At 63.3% G+C, this 19,590-nt stretch carries 19 protein-coding genes and 2 tRNA genes; 9 read left to right on the plus strand and 12 right to left on the minus strand.

From position 1 onward, the window contains the following. Genes HWN36_RS07705 through HWN36_RS07720 form a run of 4 tightly spaced genes read right to left on the minus strand, consistent with a single transcriptional unit; the run spans position 1 to position 4,704 of the window. The gene (locus HWN36_RS07705) at positions 1-873 is read right to left on the minus strand and encodes a DUF4350 domain-containing protein (RefSeq protein ID WP_176788814.1); all 873 of its coding nucleotides are present in this window, start codon (positions 871-873) and stop codon (positions 1-3) included. Continuing rightward, positions 873-2,060, minus strand: a complete 1,188-nt coding sequence (locus HWN36_RS07710; protein WP_176788815.1) for an ABC transporter substrate-binding protein — start codon at positions 2,058-2,060, stop codon at positions 873-875. The genes HWN36_RS07705 and HWN36_RS07710 overlap by 1 nt, the downstream gene beginning before the upstream one ends. After that, positions 2,057-2,554 carry a hypothetical protein gene (locus HWN36_RS07715; protein WP_176788816.1) on the minus strand — a complete coding sequence of 166 codons (498 nt, stop codon included), beginning with the start codon at positions 2,552-2,554 and terminating at the stop codon, positions 2,057-2,059. Before HWN36_RS07715 ends, HWN36_RS07710 begins: the two co-directional genes overlap by 4 nt. Continuing rightward, positions 2,551-4,704, minus strand: coding sequence for a DEAD/DEAH box helicase (locus HWN36_RS07720; RefSeq protein ID WP_176788817.1), 2,154 nt, complete (start codon positions 4,702-4,704; stop codon positions 2,551-2,553). The genes HWN36_RS07715 and HWN36_RS07720 overlap by 4 nt, the downstream gene beginning before the upstream one ends. 80 nt (positions 4,705-4,784) lie before the next feature. Here HWN36_RS07720 and HWN36_RS07725 point away from each other — a divergent pair, with 80 nt between their 5' ends. Continuing rightward, a complete protein-coding gene (locus tag HWN36_RS07725) occupies positions 4,785-5,132 on the plus strand; it encodes a 4a-hydroxytetrahydrobiopterin dehydratase (protein WP_176788818.1) in 348 nt (115 codons plus the stop codon). Here HWN36_RS07725 and trxA read toward each other — a convergent pair. After that, the gene (gene trxA / locus HWN36_RS07730) at positions 5,121-5,519 is read right to left on the minus strand and encodes a thioredoxin (protein ID WP_176788819.1); all 399 of its coding nucleotides are present in this window, start codon (positions 5,517-5,519) and stop codon (positions 5,121-5,123) included. The two genes, HWN36_RS07725 and trxA, sit on opposite strands and share 12 nt — an antisense overlap. Positions 5,520-5,610: 91 nt before the next feature. Between trxA and HWN36_RS07735 the strand changes: the two genes are divergently transcribed. Both HWN36_RS07735 and HWN36_RS07740 read left to right on the plus strand, forming a co-directional pair. Further along, positions 5,611-5,685: transfer RNA gene (locus HWN36_RS07735), tRNA-Met, on the plus strand. 195 nt (positions 5,686-5,880) lie between these two features. Then, positions 5,881-5,955, plus strand: a tRNA-Met gene (locus HWN36_RS07740). A 494-nt stretch (positions 5,956-6,449) separates the two neighbouring features. Here the strand turns inward: HWN36_RS07740 and purF are convergent. Genes purF through HWN36_RS07755 form a run of 3 tightly spaced genes read right to left on the minus strand, consistent with a single transcriptional unit; the run spans position 6,450 to position 8,297 of the window. Next, positions 6,450-7,862, minus strand: coding sequence for an amidophosphoribosyltransferase (gene purF, locus HWN36_RS07745; protein ID WP_176788820.1), 1,413 nt, complete (start codon positions 7,860-7,862; stop codon positions 6,450-6,452). Between the two features lie 9 nt (positions 7,863-7,871). Next, positions 7,872-8,054 carry a 50S ribosomal protein L37e gene (locus HWN36_RS07750; RefSeq protein WP_004040609.1) on the minus strand — a complete coding sequence of 61 codons (183 nt, stop codon included), beginning with the start codon at positions 8,052-8,054 and terminating at the stop codon, positions 7,872-7,874. Between the two features lie 15 nt (positions 8,055-8,069). Further along, on the minus strand, positions 8,070-8,297 hold the full coding sequence (locus HWN36_RS07755; protein WP_048104249.1) for an LSM domain-containing protein: 228 nt from the start codon (positions 8,295-8,297) through the stop codon (positions 8,070-8,072). A gap of 110 nt (positions 8,298-8,407) precedes the next feature. Here HWN36_RS07755 and HWN36_RS07760 point away from each other — a divergent pair, with 110 nt between their 5' ends. The 3 genes from HWN36_RS07760 to HWN36_RS07770 are packed head-to-tail and all read left to right on the plus strand — an operon-like array spanning position 8,408 to position 9,836. After that, on the plus strand, positions 8,408-8,905 hold the full coding sequence (locus HWN36_RS07760; RefSeq protein ID WP_176788821.1) for an RNA-binding protein: 498 nt from the start codon (positions 8,408-8,410) through the stop codon (positions 8,903-8,905). 47 nt (positions 8,906-8,952) lie between these two features. Continuing rightward, the gene (locus tag HWN36_RS07765; RefSeq protein WP_004040612.1) at positions 8,953-9,324 is read left to right on the plus strand and encodes a cell division protein SepF; all 372 of its coding nucleotides are present in this window, start codon (positions 8,953-8,955) and stop codon (positions 9,322-9,324) included. Beyond that, entirely contained in the window at positions 9,324-9,836 is a 513-nt protein-coding gene (locus HWN36_RS07770; protein WP_176788822.1) for a ZPR1 zinc finger domain-containing protein, read from the plus strand. Before HWN36_RS07765 ends, HWN36_RS07770 begins: the two co-directional genes overlap by 1 nt. Positions 9,837-10,052: 216 nt before the next feature. Here HWN36_RS07770 and purM read toward each other — a convergent pair whose 3' ends face one another. Together purM and HWN36_RS07780 are read right to left on the minus strand one after the other, a co-directional pair. Beyond that, entirely contained in the window at positions 10,053-11,048 is a 996-nt protein-coding gene (purM, locus tag HWN36_RS07775) for a phosphoribosylformylglycinamidine cyclo-ligase (RefSeq protein ID WP_176788823.1), read from the minus strand. Next, positions 11,041-12,432 (minus strand): aspartate kinase, encoded by a 1,392-nt coding sequence (locus tag HWN36_RS07780; protein ID WP_176788824.1) that lies wholly within the window; start codon positions 12,430-12,432, stop codon positions 11,041-11,043. The genes purM and HWN36_RS07780 overlap by 8 nt, the downstream gene beginning before the upstream one ends. Positions 12,433-12,512: 80 nt before the next feature. On the opposite strand from HWN36_RS07780, the gene tfrA reads away from it, so the two are divergent. The 3 genes from tfrA (at position 12,513) to HWN36_RS07795 (ending at position 17,757) form a co-directional block, all read left to right on the plus strand. Continuing rightward, complete coding sequence (tfrA, locus tag HWN36_RS07785; protein ID WP_176788825.1) at positions 12,513-14,135, plus strand: fumarate reductase (CoM/CoB) subunit TfrA; 1,623 nt, start codon at positions 12,513-12,515, stop codon at positions 14,133-14,135. Beyond that, positions 14,132-15,595, plus strand: a complete 1,464-nt coding sequence (gene tfrB / locus HWN36_RS07790; protein ID WP_176788826.1) for a fumarate reductase (CoM/CoB) subunit TfrB — start codon at positions 14,132-14,134, stop codon at positions 15,593-15,595. The genes tfrA and tfrB overlap by 4 nt, the downstream gene beginning before the upstream one ends. A gap of 161 nt (positions 15,596-15,756) precedes the next feature. Beyond that, positions 15,757-17,757 (plus strand): monovalent cation:proton antiporter family protein, encoded by a 2,001-nt coding sequence (locus HWN36_RS07795; protein ID WP_176788827.1) that lies wholly within the window; start codon positions 15,757-15,759, stop codon positions 17,755-17,757. On the opposite strand, the gene HWN36_RS07800 is transcribed toward HWN36_RS07795, so the two are convergent. Further along, a complete protein-coding gene (locus HWN36_RS07800) occupies positions 17,754-18,917 on the minus strand; it encodes an FAD-dependent oxidoreductase (protein WP_176788828.1) in 1,164 nt (387 codons plus the stop codon). The genes HWN36_RS07795 and HWN36_RS07800 overlap by 4 nt on opposite strands. A 113-nt stretch (positions 18,918-19,030) precedes the next feature. Next, positions 19,031-19,531 (minus strand): rubrerythrin family protein, encoded by a 501-nt coding sequence (locus HWN36_RS07805; protein WP_176788829.1) that lies wholly within the window; start codon positions 19,529-19,531, stop codon positions 19,031-19,033. Between the last annotated feature and the right edge of the window lie 59 nt (positions 19,532-19,590).

Here is a 19,590-nt window from a genome sequence, read left to right on the forward strand (position 1 = left end):
CTACCTAATGATCCTCTTTCTAAAAAAATATGCAGCCGCACCGATAAAGAGTCCGGCAACGGCAATCTGAAGGAGGGGATACTCCTTTGCCAGGCGGACGGCGGCGGTCGGCGCTCCGGCCGAGGCCGTGCGGCTCCAGCCCTGGTCGACGAGCAGCACCGGGCGCAGGGAGATGAGGGCCTCGATGAACTGCCGGTTCTCGCTGGAGAACCCGGACATCGCATTGAGGAAGATGCCGGGGTCGCCGATGACGATCACCTCGCCGCCGCCGACCTGTTCGAGGGCGCAGACCGGGTACCTGCTCACCACCTCGTCGCCGTCGATCCGTCCGTTCGAGTTTCTGTCCACCCATGAGAGAAGGGAGGTCTGAAGAAGCGGCGTACCACCTTTCAACGCCGCCGGACGGTTGAAGAGGACAGTAGAGACATTTTCGACGAGGGTGTGGTTGCCGGCACGGTAGCCCTTCACCGCCGCACCGTCGGCATAGTCCCGGTCGACCGAGGTGAGGTTGCCGGGCAGGATGGAGATGCCCGACCCGACCGCGGCGAGGAACTCGTTGCCGCTCCCGAAATCATCGCAGAGAACAATGGTGTTGTTCCGCGCCAGGAATGCCCGGTATGCGGCGATCTGTTCTGCGCCCGGAGAACCCTGCGGGGCGATGATGATGAGGACGGCGTCGTTGTAACCGCCCAGATCCGCCGGCCTCCAGACCTCGTGTGCACCACGCTCCTCCAGGAAGGAGAAGAACGAGGAGGTGCCGTTCCACTGGATGTTGTGGCGGCTATAGTCGTCATAGGTAGTGAAGAGATGGACGCCCGCGGCGAGGGCGAGAACGAGGAACACGACGGCCGCGGCGACGAACCGGCCCTGCATCAGGCATCACCCGGATAGACGAAGGTTCCTGAGACGCCGGAGAGCCCGCAGAACCGCGAGAGATACTCCTCATGCACGGCCGCCGGGTCCAGCCCTGCGCAGCGGTCAGGGTGGAGCCAGCGTGCACTATAGTGCAGCCCGACGACGTACCGCGGCCCCTCGACGAGGCTGGCGTGGATCAGGTAGACCCTTTCCTCTCGCTCGGCAGGGAGGGCACTCCAGCCAGGGCGATTGCCGATGGCGTTCCTGACCTCGATGAACCTGAGGGGGAGACGGTCGCCGAAGCCCCCGAATCTGGAGGGGTCCTCCCCGACCAGTTTGATGACGACGGCGGGGGCGGCGGCGATGACCACCCCGTCGTCGACCCCGAACGTTCCGGAGCCGGCAGGGACCGGGCTACCCCCGCCGAGAAGGACGAGGTCGCCGGCAGGCGTTCCGGAGCCGCAGGCGATATACGCCGGGAATGATTCCACGTAGACGGCCTGGACCTGGTCGGCCGACAAACCGTCGAGGCAGGAGCGCACCGCCTCATCCTGTTCGTCGAGGAAGCGGCAGAGGTCTTCGGCGCCGTCCTGGCAGCCGAGGAGGGAGCCTATCGCGAGGGCCTCGTCGCGGACGGAGGCCGGGGAGGCGCAGGAGAACCTGAGCACCGGAATGCCGAGAGCGGAGGCGGCATCCGCGACAGCGTCCCCTTCAGGGCCGACCGGAGCAAAAACAACGTCCGGGAAGAGGGAGGCGAGGGCGGCGGCGTCGGGGTCGTCAAGGCTCCCGACCGCCCTGCACCCGACGAGATCAGGGAAGAACTGCCGGTCCATGAGGATCGAATGTTCAGCGCCCCGCACATATCTCATCGGATAGCCGATCGCACGGATCGTCTCCAGAGTCTGCGGGGACATGACGGCCACAGCCCGGATCGGCCGTTCGAAAACGAGCGTGCGCCCCGCTGCATCGGTGCACTCTCCGGGGGCGCCGCCCCAGTGATGGTAGATAAAGGAGGCATCCTGGAGATCGGCAGGCGACGGCGCAGTTCCAGTGCCGTTCCGGTAGGTGACGTCGAGGTATGAGAAGATCGCCCCGACCATCTCGCCCTCGGAGAGCCTGTCGTTGCCATCGGCGTCGCATGGTATCGCCGCCACAGAGGGCACCGCAAGGAGCAGGCAGAGGACGACAGCAAAAGTGGCCTTCATCCCGATCGCCCCCAGGCAAACAGGATGGCCGCAAGTGCGAGGAGAGTCCCCGGCACTGAAAAGCCCGGTGCGGCTGCAGGGATCGTGGACGCTGCCGCCTCCCGCGGTTCCGTTGTGGGGGAAAGCCAGGTCGGCGCCACGGTGCCATTCTCGCCGGCGACAAAATCCTCCCAGTACCCGGTGATCACGCCGTCTCCCTCAGTCGGGGCGCGGAGACGGTAGCTGACCCTCTCGTCGTCAAGGAGGGCGAAGGAGACCTGCCGATCGGCGACCGAGACGCGTCCGGGTGGGTGGGTGGAGGAGAAGAACAAAAACCCTTCCGGGATCGTCTCGACAAGTCCGCCGACGGCGATCCCGCTCACATTCAGGGTGATGACGAACTCCCCGCCTGGCAGAAGAGTACCAGTGACCGTCCGTTCAGGCGCCGCCGCAAGGGCGGGGACGGATAACAGTGCCAGAAGAAGACAGGAGATGATGAGGGGGCCGGGTTTCATTCGTTATGGAGGTGAGGGCCCGGCGCACATATATCTTCTCTCAGGGGGTGCAGCGGGGTCCGGGCGAGGAGAGCGGCCAGAGCAGGGCAGTCGTCGTGGTCGGCGCGGACCATTTCGACGAAAAGCGAGGATGGGAGGAGGGGGCCGAACTTCCAGTCATCGGATGCCGGCAGGGGAAGGGTGACGGCGAGGTCTGCTGCGGTCCACCGTTGCACCGCACCGAGGGCGTCCCACACCTCCCCGGCCGGGTCCGGCCCGGTCACCCCTGAGACGAGGAGCCAGAGATCGGAGACGCGTATCTTCGGCCCGTCCCCGAGCGCCCGTTCTAAGAGGGCGGCGAGCGCCCGGTTAAACCGCCCCCCATGGCAGGAGAGAATAAAAATACCATCGGCTCGCTCCCTGACCATGAAGCCCTCGTGAGGGATGCCACCCCCGATATCCTCGGCAACCCCATGGATCGACGCCTGTTCCCGCCTCCCGAGGGGGAGGGAGGAGGAGCCGCGGGCGAGGAGGCGCTGGACGGCGCGGGCGACTGTCGGGCTCATCGGGGCGCCGGCGCCCGACCAGAAGGGGCGGCGGTCTGAGGACCGGGGGCCGCCGCCCTCAGGGACGACGGTGGCGATCCGGTGGTCGCCGTCGAGGGCGATGATCCGCCACCGCCGCCCTCCGAGGGTGCAGACCGTCCCGACACCCCCGGCCACAAACCTGGGATCGAGGTCGCCGGCCGCCTCGCCCTCAGGGGTGAGAGCGCGGAAGGCGCCGGCGCCCGCGAAGACCGAGAGGAGGTCGCGGCCGTGGACGCGGGCGACCGTGCGTTCGGCCACCGGCCCGAGCATCAGAAAGACGCCGTCTGCCGAGAGTATGCCCTCCGCGAGGAGGTGATCGACGATCGCTCCGGCGTCCTCTTCCCTGATCCCGGCAAAGGCGGCACATGAGAGGAGGGAGGAGGCTACACCACGCCGCGGCGCCCGCCGCTCTTTCAGGAGCACAAGAAGAAGTTGCTGGATGAAGACGGTGTACGGCAGGACCGGGGGGCGGAGGGGCTCGACCTCGCGGCGCATCGCCGCCTCGACGGTCGCCGCCGCCACCAGGAGGTCGAGGTCGTCCGCGAGCACAAAGGCCATCCGTGCCGGCGAGCCGCGCCGCCCGGTCCGCCCGAGCCTCTGGAGAAAGGAGGAGACCGAGGGCGGCGGACCCACCTGGACGACGAGGTCGAGGCCGCCGATATCGATGCCGAGTTCGAGGGTGCTGGTGCAGATCACGCAGGCGGCGCCCGATTCGGAGAGCGATGCCTCGGCGGCCTTTCTGGCGGCTGGAGGGATAGAGGAGTGGTGGACAGAGAGGCCATCGACCGTCCCGGCAAGGGCGGATGAGAGCCTTTCGGCCTCGCTCCGGCTCCTGACAAAGACGAGGGCGCGCTGGCCGCTGACCAGGCGGGAAACAGTATCGGCCAGCCCGGACCGGTCGGTCACGAGAAAAGAAAACTGTTTTTTTCCCGGCGGGGACGGGACGGCGACGAGGCTGGCCCGGCGGCCAGGGCCGGAGAACCATCCGAGGATCTCCCCGGGATTTCCCAGGGTCGCCGAGAGCCCGATCCGCTGGAGGGGCCGGTAGGCCGCGCCGTCGAGACGGTCGAGGAGGCAGCGGAGATGCACACCCCGCAGGTCGCCGGCAAAGGCGTGGACCTCGTCGACGATGACGAAGCGGAGGTTTCGCAGGTCGCCAGCGAGGAAGGGATCGAGGAGGATCACCTCAAGCGACTCCGGGGTTGTGAGGAGGATGTGGGGTGGGTCGCAACCGCCCCAGGAGCGTTCGCCCTTCGGGACGTCGCCGTGCCATTTCTGCACCGAAAGGCCGGCCGGGGTACAGAGGGTGAGCATCCGCTCCTCCTGATCGTTGATCAGGGCCTTGAGAGGCGAGAGGCAGATGCAGCAGACACCGGAGAGGCCACCCTTTAAGACGGCGTCGATCACCGGGATCAACGCCGCTTCGGTCTTGCCCCCGGCCGTTCCCGCCACCACCAGGAGATCGTTTCCTTCGGCCGCGGCGAGGGCTGCCTCCTCCTGCACCGGCCGCAGGTCGTCCCATCCAAGACGGTGGGCAAGTATGCCCTGCAATGTCGGATGAAGGGATGCAAAGACCTCTGACACAGAAGAATGTTCGGCATCCGGGTTTAACTACATTGCACACACTGAGAAATATTTAAATATAATGACCCGAAGGCATATCCATGCCTCTCAGCACAGAATCGGTGCAGCCGATTGTTCCGGGCGCGGCGCCACTCACCCGCCGGGAGATCATGGCCCTGCTCCCGCAGGTGCCGGGGTGGGCGTTCGAGAACGGGAAGTTGAAGAGACGGTTCTCCTTCGGGTCGGTCGGGGAAGCGGCCGCCTTCATCGGTCAGGTGATCGCCCTCGGCGCCGAGAGCGCGGACCATTACCCTGACATCTGCCTCACCAGGTACAGGCATGTGGACGTCTTCTGGTACACGCACGCCTCGGGCGGCCTCACCCGGACCGATTTCGTGCTCGCCGCAAAACTCGGGGAGATATTCGGGGGAAGGACGTTATTCGGATAGACCAAACGCCCTCTTCACCTGCGACCTGAGCGTCTCGCGCGGCAGGGCGCCGGTGAGCCTCCCGACCGGCCGGCCGTTTGAGAAGAAGACCAGCGTCGGTATCACCTCGACCCCGAACGACCTCGCAGTTTTTGGATTTTGGTCGACATTGCATTTCCCGAAGGCGACCCGCCCCGCAAACTCCAGAGCGAGCGCCTCGATCTCAGGGGCGACCCTCTGGCAGGGACCGCACCATTCGGCCCAGAAGTCCACGACAAGATATCGATGAGCGGCGATGGCGCCGGCAAACCCGTGGTCCGATATCTCGATCACGCCGTCTCTGGCAGAAAGCCGCGACGCCAGCTCCAGCCGTTTTCTCTCCCTGATCCGTTCGAGTTCGTCGTCCATGCAGGGGATAGGAAGGAGGGGGTTATCCAGGTATCTATCGGGGAGCAGGGAAACTATATACGCAAGAAAAGACCAGATGTATATCCCGCACAGCGAGGTGGGGTAGTCAGGAAATCCCGACGGGCTCATAACCCGTAGACCGATGGTTCAAATCCATCCCTCGCTACTATTCTGCACATTTTTCCCGCGTTTTGCCATGGGAACAGCGATGGCGCCGTCCAAACCTCAGCGCCCCAGAACCGGAATCAGGGAGCGCTCGCAGCGCGCAGCCGTACAACGGACGGAGGCGGCAGAAACAACCGCCGCCGTCGGACCCTGAGATTCTTATATATGAGAGGACCGACAAACAATATAACAGCGAAGCGAGGTGGGGTAGTCAGGAAATCCCGACGGGCTCATAACCCGTAGACCGATGGTTCAAATCCATCCCTCGCTACTGTTCTTCACGTTTTTCACTTCTTCGCGTAAGTTATCCCCCCGATCTCAGCCTCCGGCATGCCCACACACGCGCGAAGAAACAACATCCCGAAATGTTCCCGGCGGAAAAGAATACCTGACAGGAAAGAAAGGGCTCTTCGCTGTTTCATGTGGGTAACGCTTTCACACGTGCCTATCGATCAACCGCCTTCCCCGCACTGCACGCCGGGGGTTGCACCCCCGGACCCACGCGCACGATTGGACCGGGAAGGCACACACGGGATCCTGAGGGATTACGCCCATCCCCCCTATCGCAGATCAGCGGGGCAAGCCAGCCCCCAGGCACCAGCACAGGGAACAACTCCTTTTAATCTGGAAACACTCCTCGCTTTCTCAATCGCGACCTGCTTCGTGAGGTCAGCCCATTATCCCGTGTCGCCTGAGAGGAGTCAAATGAAGATATCAGGGCTACCCACACACAGTAGCGAAGAGCCAAAGAAAGGAGAAAAAGAGTTAATCCACGTCCAGACGCGTCTGGACGCTTCCCTTCTGAAACTCGACGCACCGCGCGTCGCAGCACTCCCCGGGCACCTCGACCGGGTACTGCCCGGTGAGGCAGGCCGTACAGAGGTTGCCGACGTCGATCCCGATCGCCTCCACCATCTTGCAGAGGGGAACGTGATAGAGCGAATCGGCGTGGATCAGGTCCTTCACCTCCTCGGTGCACCGCGAACTTGCGATCAGTTCGGTGCGGGTGGGGAAGTCCACACCAAGGTAGCAGGGGGCGACGATCGGCGGCGAACCCACGCGGAGGTGGACCTGACGTGCCCCGGCATCCCTGACGATATCGATGAGCCGGCGCGAGGTCGTGCCCCGCACCACCGAATCGTCGATGAGAACGACGGACTTGTTCTCAAGGTGCTTTTTGATCGGGTTGATCTTGATGCGCACGGCATTCTCCCGCATCTGCTGGTCAGGCATGATGAAGGTCCGGCCCATGTACCGGTTTTTCATCAGCCCTTCGAGATAGGGAATCCCGGACGCCTGCGAATACCCGATCGCATATGCCGTCCCCGAGTCCGGCACCGGCGCCACCATGTCGGCGTCCATCGGCGCGCCCAGATAGAGCTCCTCGCCGATCTTCCGCCGGGCATCGTAGACGAGCGTGCCGTCGATGACCGAGTCCGCCCGCGCGAAATAGACGAACTCGAACATGCAGTGCGCCCTCCGATCTGAGACGGCGAGCTGCGTCGAGGTGATCCCGTTCTCCGTGACCTTTACCAGCTCACCAGGGGCGACGTCCCGCAGGAGAGTCCCGTTCAGGGCGTCGACAGCCACACTCTCCGAGGCCACGATGTAGCCCGAGCGCGTCCTGCCGATGCAGAGGGGCTTGATCCCGAGCGGGTCGCGGAAGGCGTAGAGAGCGTCGTCCAGCGTGAGAACAACCGAGTACGAGCCCTGCAGTTTCTGCATCGCAACCCCCACGGCGTCCTCCACCGATCCAGAACGGCGGATCTCATGGGCGATGATCGTTGCGATCACCTCAGAGTCGGTGGTCGTGCAGAAGATCTGCCCGTCCTGCTCGTAGCAGGTGCGCAGGGCGTTGGTGTTCACCAGGTTCCCGTTATGGGCAAGAGAGAGCGTATGCTCCCGAAAGACAAAATTGAACGGCTGGATATTCTCGGGCAGATTAGCCCCTGTCGTGGGATATCTTACATGCCCGATCCCGACGGTGCCCCTCAACCTTCCGAGTATCTGTTCGTCAAATACCTCGGCCACAAGCCCCCGTCCTTTATGGACGAAGGGCCTCCGGTCAAAAGTTGATATTCCCGTGCTCTCCTGTCCCCGGTGCTGGAGAGCATACAGGGCATAATACAGCGGGAAAGAGACACCGCCAGCATCCACGATGCCAACGATCCCACACATGTTCAGACCTTAATGCGTTGGAACCTTGGGGCGCTTCGTCGTCCACTTCCAGCTGCTCATCTTCGTGCTGCGACCGAACCCGCAGGCAGAACAGACTTTGTGTTTCGCATGGAAGGATAACTTCCCGCACCTGCGGCAGGTGATGTGGCTGTGGTGCTGCCGCTTACCCATTGATGGCGTACCTTTTGACATTTTAATTCACCCAGATTATTCGACTGAAGGAGAGATATAGATCACATTGTCCCCGCGCACTATCAGTGTGCCGCGCTTTACAACGGCACCGTCGACCTCTTCCTCAGCCCGGTCAAGGACGAGGTTGAGATGGACATCGTATCCCTGCAGGACCCCCCGGATTTCATGCCCGCCCTTCAAAGAAATGATAACGGGCTGGCCGTTGAGCACCTGATCAAGAATCTCCAGTGGTCTTTTCGTCATGGCAATTACCTTTAGGACCTCTTCAAGAGTACCATACATGCGCGTGGAATCTACTTAAACATACCGCGGCGAACGATTTAAAGAAGAATAAACGCACATTGTACTGAAGAATGGAAACAATCGTGGTGAAAAAAAGGCACACGATCAAGAAGTCAGAGGGCTCGCGCGTCCAGCGGGCGCTCGCCGACGAGATCGGGGCCGCCGAGGAACAGTTTCGCTCGAAAAATATCGAGGTGGTCGAGACGAACTCCCCCTTCACCCTCTACCTCATCGACAAACGGCCGCTCCTGATGGAGGTGGACGGCCGCGTCTTTACCACAGTCAGGGGTGCGGTGGAGCGTCCGTTCGCTGAGCGGCGGGTCACCGTCGATTCCGGGGCTGTGCCGTACGTGATGAACGGCGCCGACATCATGCGCCCGGGCGTGGTGGGGGTGAGCCCTGACGTAAAAAAGGATGCTCCCTGCGTCATCGCCGAGGAACGGCACGGGAAGCCGCTCGCCATCGGCATCGCCCTGTACGATGCCGCGGACCTCCTTGCCATGGAGAAAGGAAAGGTCGTACGGATGCTCCACAGGGTCGGAGACGACGTCTGGAACCTGGAACTCTGAAGAAAGATTGGATACCCTTAAATAAATTCCATTCTACAGTTCTTTTCATGGGTAAATTCCTCGACTCCATCATCGGCAAATCTGCTCCGGCGAAGCAGGACGACTATATGGAACTCGATCTCGCCACATACGAGGGGGCGACCGGCGAAGAGCCCGCCTCGATGTACGTCAGGGTCGCACAGGTCGCAGACATCAAAGACACCCCCAAGGTCAAGGACGAAGTCTACAACGGCAACATCGTCATCGTGGACATCTCCCGCTTAAAGCTCGACAAGATCATGTACGAACGCGTGCTCAAGGACCTGCGGGAGGTTGCCCACGACGTCAACGGCGACATCATCGGCCTTGGAGACCAGCACTATGTGCTCGTCACCCCGATGTCGGTGAAGATCTCCCGGGAAAAGATCGGGGGACTGTAGTGCGAAACGTCCTCCGTGCGCCCTGTCCGGTCTGTAAAAAGGAGATCGAGTACATCTACCAGACAGAAACCATCCCCTATTTTTCTGAGATCCTCATCGAGAGTGCGGTCTGCCCGTGCGGGTGGCGGATGGCCGACGCCTTCATCCTGAGGGAGGGGCAGCCGGCCAGGTGCGAGTATGCCGTGACCTGCGAGGACGACCTCTGCGTGCGGGTGGTGCGGGGATCGTCAGGGACGGTCACCGTCCCGGAGCTCGGGATCGTGATCAGGCCGGGCCCGGCGGCCGAGGGATATATCACCAATATCGAGGGTGTACTCGACCGGATCGAGGACGTCCTGGACACGGCGCTCAGAACGAGCGAAGGGGAGGAGCGTGACCGGGCGCTCGCTCTGAAGGAGCAGATCGCCCTCGTCAGGAAGGGGCAGGCACAGATCACCCTGATCATCGAGGACCCCTCAGGGAACTCTGCAATCATCAAAAATCCCGGCGACGCCGCCGCAGAAAAAAAATGAGTTGAGGAGAAGAAATCTCACTTTTTCTTCGCTCCCTTTGCCGGTGCGCTCTTTGCGGTCTCCGGTTTTACCTCTTCAGGTTTTTTTGCTGCCGGTTTCTTTTTATCTGCCATGAACTCACCTCCCTTCAGGTATGATTGGCAGTATATCGCTTGATGATATAAATATTCCTGATTTATCCGGGAGACGACAAAAAAAGATGAGAAATCGATTTTTTCAGCGGATGCGCACGCCGCGGAGAGAGGCCCCGCTCTCTTTCACGACCTCGCCGCAGACCCGGGCGTCCGGAACGATCTGCTGCAGCGTCCGGAGACTCTCCTCAGGGACGACGAATGCATAGCCCATTCCCATGTTGAAGGTGCGGTACATCTCGTTTTCGGAGAGCCCGCCCATCTCCTGGGTCCAGGCAAGGATCTCGGGGACCGGGAGAGGCTCGGTGATATCGAAGCCGAAGGACGAGAGGCGAGTGAAATTCAGGAGACCACCGCCGGTGACATGGCACATCCCGTGCACCTCGCAGGCGGCCGCGGCGTCGAGGGCCTCCCGGTAGATGCGGGTGGGCGCAAGCAGCGCCTCGCCGACGGTCCGGCCAGAGGGGAGGACGACGTCGAAACCGCCGTTTTCGAGGGCGACCTTCCTGGCCAGGGTGTAGCCGTTCGAGTGGGCGCCGGTGGAGGGGACGCCGACGACAAGGTCGCCGGGGACGATCGCATCCCCGGTGACGACATCAGCCTTCTTCTGGGCGCCAAGGCAGGTGCCGGCGAGGTCGAGGCCGGTGACGAGCCCCTTCAGGGTCGCCGTCTCCCCGCCGACGATATTCATGTTCGCCTGACGGGCGCCCTCGTTGAGGCCGACGCCGATCTGGCGCATCTTCTCGATCGAGATCCCATCGGTGGCGATGTAATCGACAAACGCCACCGGTTCGAGGTTCATCACGAAGAGGTCGTTCACGTTCATGGCGATGCAGTCGATCCCGACGGTCGTCCAGTCCTGGAGGGCGTCGGCGACGAGCATCTTCGTGCCCACGCCGTCGACGGCGAGGGCGAGCGCCATGTCGCCGAACTCGATGAGCCCGGCGAAGTGGCCGACCGAACCGAGCATGGGGAAGGCCCCGGTCCGTCTGAAGGTGAGCTGCTGGATGAGCGTCTTGACGCCCTGCGCCTCAAGGTCGATGTCCACGCCGGCGTCGGCATAGCCCGAACCCTTACTCATCGTCGCACGCCTCCGAGAGCCTGAACTCGTCGTGGAGCAGCTGCAGTGCCCGCCGGCTGTCGTCCTGCCGTACCACGAACGAGACGTTCACCTCTGACGAGCCCTGCGAGATCATCATCACGTTCACCCCGGCCTTGCCGAGCGCCGTAAAGATCCGGCCAGATATGCCGGGCGTACCGGCCATTCCGGCACCGACGACGGCCATCGCCACGACGTTCCGGTCAGAGGTGACCTCGCGCACGATCCCGGACTTCACCGGGGCCGCGAGCACTTCGAGGGCTTCCGCAAGGTTTCCCTCGTCGATGATCAGGGAGATGTTCGCCTGCGAGGAGGCCTGCGAGATCATCATCACGTTGATCCCGGCGTCGCCCAGCGCCGTGAAGATCTCCCGCGCCACGCCGGGCCTTCCGATCATCTGGACGCCGTTGATGTTCACGAGCGCCACCCGTTCGATGTGGGTGACCGCCTTGACCACCCGTTTCTCCCGGTGCTCCTGCCGCCGCACGATCGTTCCCGGGTGGTCCGGGTTGAAGGTGTTCTTCACCCGGACGATGATGTCCTTCTCCATCGCAGGCTCGATGGACTTGGGGTGAAGCACCTTCGCCCCGAAGAACGAGAGTTCCATCGCCTCGCGGTAGCTGACGTACGGGAGGACGCGGACGTTCTTGATGATCCGCGGGTCTGAGGTCATGACGCCGTCCACATCGGTCCAGATCCAGACCTCGTCGGCGTCGATCGCCCGCCCGACGATCGCGCCCGAGTAGTCAGAACCGCTCCGGCCCAGGGTGGTGACGATTCCCTCGGGCGTGCAGCCCATGTAACCGGTGATCACTGGCACTGAGTTCATCAGGAGGGGAAGGATACGGCTGTTGATCCGCGGATCGCTCGTCGGGAGGACAAGGGCGTCGCCGTGCTTGTTCGTCGTCAGGATCCCGGCCTCGCATCCGTCGAGCGCCGATGAGGAGATGCCCCGCTCGCGCAGGGCGGCGCTCACGATCAGAGACGAAAGACGCTCGCCGTAGGAGACGATATAGTCCTTGGAGCGGCGGGTGAGCTCGTGGAGGGCGTGGACCGCCGTCAGGATATGATCGAGGTTTTCGAGCCGGTCGTCGATGACGCTTCCGACCGCTGCGGCCTGGCCCGGGGCGACGGCCTCGAGGGTCTTCATGTGCTTCGCCCGGATCGCCTGGATAAACGCCTCAATCGGGGGTTCTTCAACACTGGACTCGGCTTCTGCTGCGATGGCGTGGAGCTGGTCGGTCACCCCTGACATCGCCGAGACGACGACGGCCATCTCGTGCCCTTCGGCATGGTAGCGTTCAAGGATGTCGACCGTACGACGGATACATTCCGCATCGCCAACGGATGTGCCCCCAAATTTCATTACAAGCCTCATTTCTGGCTCACTCTCGCTGATCCCACACAATGGTATTTATGTACTGACATGTCCCACGTAATAATAGGATGCGCGCGCTGGAAGTAATCGACTGCCATGTCCTGGTGATCGGGAGTGGCGGCGCCGGGGTCAGGGCGGCAATCGAGGCCGACCGATATGGCAAAACTGTCCTTCTTTCCAAGAGCATAACCGGAAAGGGAGGCTGCACGACGATGGCCGAAGGCGGGTACAACGCCGTCCTGAAGACCACCGACGCCTGCACCCTCCACGAGGAGGATACGATGCGGGGCGGGGCCTACCTCAACGACACGGCCCTGGTCGAGGCGCTCGTCAACGACGCCCCTGCGCGGATGTCCGACCTCGTATCATGGGGAGCAGTCTTCGACGCCTCGGCTGATGGCGAGGTGGCCCAGCGCTCGTTCGGCGGCCAGTGCCGCCCGCGGACCTGCTATGCCGGCGACCGGACCGGCCACGAGATGATAGCGACCCTGATGGAGCGGCTGAGAGGGAGCGGGGTCGAGCAGATCGAGGAGACAGCGGCGATCGAGCTCTTAAAAGACGGAGATCGGGTCTGCGGCGCCCTGGCGCTGGATAAAAAAGGCGAGATCCGGGCGATCCGGGCGGACGCCGTGGTGCTGGCGACAGGAGGAGGAGCGCGGGTCTACGACGTCTCCACCAACTCGGGCACCGGGAGCGGGGACGGGTTCGCCCTCGGCTACCGCGCCGGGGCCGACCTGATCGATATGGAGATGGTCCAGTTCCACCCGACCGGGGCCGTCTACCCGTATGACGCCCGCGGCAGGCTGGTGACCGAGGCGGTGCGGGGCGAGGGAGGGCGCCTGATCAACGCCGCCGGCGAACGGTTCATGGCCCGCTACGACCCCGAACGCATGGAGCTCTCGACCCGCGACGTCGTCGCCCGGGCGATCGCCACCGAGGTGCTCGAAGGAAGGGGGACGAAGAACGGGGGGGTCTGGCTCGACGTCACCCACCTGCCGGCCAGGCAGATCGAAGAGCGGCTGCCGGTGATGCTCGAGCAGTTCCTCAGGTTCGGCGTGGACATCAGAACGGAGCCGATGGAGGTCGCCCCGACCGCCCACCATATCATGGGCGGGCTCCGGATCACCCCTGAGGGGCAGACGACCCTGCCCGGCCTCTTCGCCTGCGGCGAATGCTCGGGCGGCGTCCACGGCGCAAACCGTCTCGGCGGCAACGCCCTTGCAGACACGCAGGTCTTCGGGAAACGGGCCGGGGAGGCGGCAGGCCGTGCACCTGTACGCAAAGGGGCAATCGATCCCGCGCAGGTCGAGGCGCAGGAAAAGAGGCTCGCCGCCTTCTTCGAGGGCGAGGTGACGCCGAACGTCGTGCAGGAGCGCCTCCAGCGGGCGATGTGGGACGGCGCCGGGATCAGGCGGGATGAAACAGGACTTCGCACCGCCCTCCGCTCCGCGGAGGAACTGCTCGGCGCCAGGCTGAAGGCGGCGTCGGGGCGGAACCTCCTCCAGTGCTGCGGGGTGCAGAACCTCTGCACCACGGCGATGCTCATCGCCAGATCGGCCCTGCTCCGCCCGGAAAACCGGGGGGCGCATTACCGCACCGACGTCGTCCATACGTGGGACGCACAGACCTCGCCCTTCGGCCACACCCATATCAGCCTCAGAGAGGCGTGGATCGAGGAGGTTGGACAATGAAAGAGATCACCTTTACGATCATCCGCTTCAACCCGGAGACCGACGAAAAACCGCACCCGGAGGCCTACACCGTCGAGGTTCACGAGGGGGCGCGGGTGCTCCACGCCCTCCACGCTGTCCACGCACAGGACCAGACGCTCGCCTATCGCTACTGCTGCGGGTCCGGGCAGTGCGGGAGCTGCGCCGTGAAGGTGAACGGCACGCCGGTGCTCGCATGCCTCGCCGAGGCGAAGGACGGCATGGTCGTCAGCCCGCTCGACCTGCCGGTAGTGCAGGACCTCGAGGTGGACCTTGCCCCGTACATCGACCGCCTGGCGCATATCGCCCCGGCCCCATGCGTCACCTTCCCGACAAAGGAGGAGATCGATGCGATCAAGCCCCTGCGTGACTGCATCGAGTGCATGGCCTGCGTCTCGGTCTGCCCTGCCCTGAAGGTGACCGATTTCGCCGGCCCGACGGCGATGCGCCAGGAGCTGCGCCTCGCCCTCGACCCCAGGGACACGGGGGACCGCGTCCCCGAGGCGGTGAAGGAAGGGCTCTTCTTCTGCACGAGCTGCCAGCAATGCTGGAAGGTCTGCCCGAAGGGGATCCAGCTGCCCGGCAAGGCGATCGAGAAACTGCGGGAGATCGCAAACAGGCAGGGCCTCACCCTGCCGCGCCACCAGGAGGTCGCCGAACTGGTCAGGAAGACCGGCCGGAGCGTGCCGCGGATCAAGGAGACCTTCCTGGAGGGGGTGCCCGAGGTGATCGAGCCCGAGGGCGAGGTGCGGGCGACCGTCGGCTTCTTCGTCGGCTGCATGTACAACGGCCGCCTCCCCGACACCGCCCTCGACATGCTCGAGGTGATGCGCAGAAACGGCATCCGCGTCGTGATCCCGCACGAGCAGGTTTGCTGCGGGTCGCCCCTGATCAGGACCGGGCAGACCTCGTTCATCGACCACCTTAAACGCCGGAACATCGAGGCCTTCAGGACGCGGGATATCGACGTGGTGATGACGATGTGCGCGGGCTGCGGTTCGACCCTGAAGAACGATTATAAAACGCCTTTTGAGGTGCTGGACGCCACCGAGGTGCTCAACCGCTACGGGATCGAGCCCCCGGCAAAACTCCATGTCACCGCCACCTATCACGACCCCTGCCACCTCCTGCGCGGGCAGGAGATCTCAGAGGAGCCAAGAAAATTCCTCAGAGAGGTGGCCGGGACCTTCGTCGAGACCCCGAACCAGTGCTGCGGCTCGGGAGGCGGGGTGAGGTCGGGCGTGCCCGAGGAGGCGGCCGCCCTGGGGCGGATGCGGGGCGAGGCCTTCGAGGCGAGCGGCGCAGACGTGGTCGTCTCGTGCTGCCCCTTCTGCGAGTTCCATATCGCCGAGAACACGAAACTGCCGGTAAAGAACCTGATGACCCTGCTGCGCGAGGGGTATGAGGAGAAGGACCGGAAAAAAGCCAGCAAATCAGAATAAAAAATCCAGAGTTTATTTTTTCACCGGCAGGTGAGTACGGCGCTGAAGCGCCGGTTCGGTCGTGGACAAGAAAGAGTACCGGCAGGATGCCCACTATTCCTGACCGGTTTTGAGAAACCTACATCTTCCCCCCTCACTGAATCTATACCTGTCAGATACTCATGGAAGCATCGATCCTCACCGACATCGTCGTCATCTTCGGCCTCTCCATCGCCATCCTTTTTGTCTGCTCACGCCTGCGTATACCGGCCATCGTCGGCTTCCTCATCACCGGCATGCTCGCCGGCCCCTATGCGCTCGGGCTCGTGCAGGACACCGCAACGGTCGGCGACTTCGCAGAGATCGGCGTGATCCTCCTCCTCTTCACCATCGGGATGGAATTCTCGTTCAAAAGCCTCCTGCGGATCAAACGGGCGGTGCTCCTCGGCGGCTCCCTGCAGGTCGGCGGGACGATCCTGATCGTGGCGGCAGCCTCCCTCCTTCTCGGGATCCCATGGCAGGAAGCGGTGTTGTTCGGGTTTCTCCTCTCCCTCTCCAGCACGGCGATCGTCCTCTCGGTCCTCCAGGGCCGCTCCGAAATGGAGAGCCCACAGGGGCGGACGGCGCTGGGCATCCTGATCTTCCAGGACCTCGTGATCATCCCGATGATGCTCCTGGTGCCGATCCTTGCCGGGGTGGACGATGGTTCGGGGATGTCGATCCCGGCCTTCCTGGCCACCTCGGTCGGGATCCTGATCTTCGTCATCGTCTCGGCGAACTGGCTCGTCCCAAAACTTCTCTTCCATGCCGCACGCCTGCGGATCCCGGAGATCTTCCTCCTCTCCATCGTCCTCATCTGCCTCTTCACCGCATGGCTCACCGCCAGCACCGGCCTCTCCCTCGCCCTCGGGGCCTTCCTCGCCGGGCTGATCATCTCGGAATCAGAGTACTCCCACGAGGCCCTGGGGGCAATCCTCCCCTTCAAAGAGGTATTCACCAGTTTCTTCTTCGTCTCCATTGGTATGCTTCTCAACATCGCTTTTCTCTTCGAGCACCTCGGCGTCGTCCTCCTCCTCATGGCAGGCGTCGTCGTCGTCAAAGCGGTGGTCGCAGGCGCCGCCACCCTCGCGATCGGCTACTCGATCCGCACCGCCCTTCTCGCCGGCCTTGCGATCAGCCAGATCGGAGAGTTCTCCTTCGTGCTCTCCAAGACCGGGGCCGATTACGGCCTCATCGACAGTGGAGCATACCAGACCTTCCTCGCCGTCACGATCCTCACGATGATCGCAACCCCCTTCATCATCGGAGGTGCACCGACGGTCGCCAACCGAACAATGAGACTCTCCCTGCCCGAACGGATACGGCTGGGCACAATCAGGGAGAAGCCCCCCGAAGAGCCCTGCATGAAGGACCACGTCATCATCGTCGGCTTCGGCCTCGGCGGAAAGAACGTGGCGAAGGCGGCGAAGGCGGCCGATATCCCCTACGTGATCATCGAGATGAACCCCGAGACCATTCAGGTGGAGCGGGCGAAGGGCGAACCGATCCACTATGGCGACGCAACCCGCCGGGCCGTCCTCGGCCATGCCGGGATCAGGACGGCAAAGGTGCTCGTCATCGTCATCTCAGACCCTTCGGCGACCCGCCGGATCATCGCCACGGCCAGGCGGGCCAACCCCCACGTCAGGATCATCGCCCGCACGCGCTATGTCGGAGACATCGCCGACCTCTCCGACCTCGGTGCCGACGAGGTGATCCCGGAGGAGTACATCACCTCCATCGAGATCTTCACCTGCATCCTCTCGTCGTACCTCGTCCCGAGGGACGAGATCGAGCGCTTCGCCGCCGAAGTCCGGGCCGACGGCTACGAGCTCTTCAGGTCGGCGCACCCCCTTGAGCCCGGTCTCCAGGACCTCGGTTTCTACCGCCCGGGTGCGGAGATCGAAACCCTCCGGGTGGGGCAGGAGGCGCGGATCGCCGGCCACACCCTTGCCGAAGCGAACCTGCGGCGGCGGTTCGGCGTCACCGTCCTCGCTGTCAGGCGGGGCGAAGAGGTGATCACGGCGCCGTGCGGCGAGACGACGATCCAGGGCGGCGATGTCTGCGTGGTCTTCGGCCCGGCTGAGAAGATCGCCGATCTCGACCGGTATTTCAGGGAGAAAAACGAAAATAATGGATATTAAGGGGCCTGGAGAGAGAGGAGATATGCCTGCGCCTCGAGGGCGGCCTTCGCCCCCTCGCCGGCGGCGATGATGATCTGCTTGCCCCTGATCGAGGTGACATCGCCGGCCGCATAGATCCCGGGGACATTCGTATGGCAGTTCTCGTCCACAACGATCTCGCCCTGATCGTTGAGCGCCACGACGCCGCGGACGGCATCAGTGTTCGGGTCATGGCCGATCTCAGCAAAAACACCGTCGACCGCCAGTTCCTCATCGTCGCCCGAGTCCTTCTCCCGGATCCTGATCCCGGTGAGCACCTCCTCGCCGAGGAGAGCGGCGACCGTGTACGGCTGGTGGATGGTGACGTTCTGCTCCATCCCCTTTAGCCGGTCGAGGTAGACGGGATCGGCCCGGATCGTGCTCCGCACAATGAGGTGCACGCTCCGGGCGATCTTCCCCATCTCGATCGCCGTAATCACTGCCGAGTTGCCGCCGCCGACAACCGCAACGTCCTTTCCTTTAAAGAGCGGCCCGTCGCAGGTGGAGCATACCGACACACCCCTGCCCCAGAACCGCTCCTCGCCCTCGACGCCCAGGCGGCGGGAGTGGCGGCCGGTAGCGACGACGACGCTCTTTGTCCGAAAAACTCGTTCCCCGTAGGTGGTGATCTTAAACAGCCCGTCTTCCTTCTCAACGCCTGTCACCCGGTCGAGTTCGAGGTGGATGTTGAGGTTTCTCACCTGCTCCTCGAACTTCGTCATCAGGTCTTCACCGGTGACCATCCGGTAGCCCATATAATTCTCGATCGCCCAGCTCTCCATCGCCTGCCCGCCGATGTTCTCGGAGATGATCATGGTCGAGAGGAGTTTGCGGCTGGCATAGACCCCGGCGGTCAGCCCGGCCGGCCCCGCCCCCATGACGATCAGGTCGTAGACCTCGCCCGACCTCTCTGACCCGAAGAGTTCGGTGAGGCGCGGAGCGTCGAAACCGATGATCACCTCGCCGTCGACGACGGTCACCGGCACGCCGTACTGCCCGGAAAGGTCGATCATCTCCGCCGCCGCCGCCTCGTCGGCCCCCACATCGATAGACTCGTATGCGACACCGTTTTTCTCGAGGAAGGCCTTGACCATACGGCAGTACGGACACTGGGCCGTCGAATACACTTTCACACGCGGCATACACACCCTCCTCGGCCCCGGGGAGATAAAAGAGTTGTGCAGACCGTATCCACCCCGTTATCCCGTGAGCGACGGAAACGATGCCTTCAGGGCACGAAAAAAAAGGAGAGGGGTCACTCGACCCTGAGGAATTTTGTCCCGGGGACGCCGCAGATCGGGCAGCGTTCGGGGGCGGCGCCGATCTCGACGTTCCCGCAGACCGGACAGAGGAAGACCTCCGCACTGTCGAAGTCTTTTCCAGCAGAGACTGCCTCCAGTGCCCGTTTGTACAGCCCGGCATGCACCTCCTCGGCCTTCATCGCATGGGTGAAGGTGATGGCGGCCTCGCTGTTCCCTTCCTTCTTCGCCTCCTCCACGAACCGCGGGTACATCTCGGTGAACTCGTCGGTCTCTCCCTCGATACTCTCCTTCAGGTTCTCGGCCGTGCTCCTTACCCCGCCCATCACGGAGAGCTCGCGCCGTGCATGAATCTCTTCAGCCCGGGAGGCTGCGCGGTAAATACGTGCGACGTTCTTAAAGCCCTCTTCATCGGCCTTCTGGGAGAACGAGAGGTATTTCCGGTTCGCCTGCGATTCTCCGGCAAAAGCCGCCTTGAGATTCTCCAGTGTTGCCATGCTGATCCGATCGGCGCCCGCCCTACATATACTTTCCACCCGGAAGAGATGCACGAACG

The sequence above is a fragment of the Methanofollis tationis genome (assembly GCF_013377755.1).
Taxonomy (GTDB): domain Archaea; phylum Halobacteriota; class Methanomicrobia; order Methanomicrobiales; family Methanofollaceae; genus Methanofollis; species Methanofollis tationis.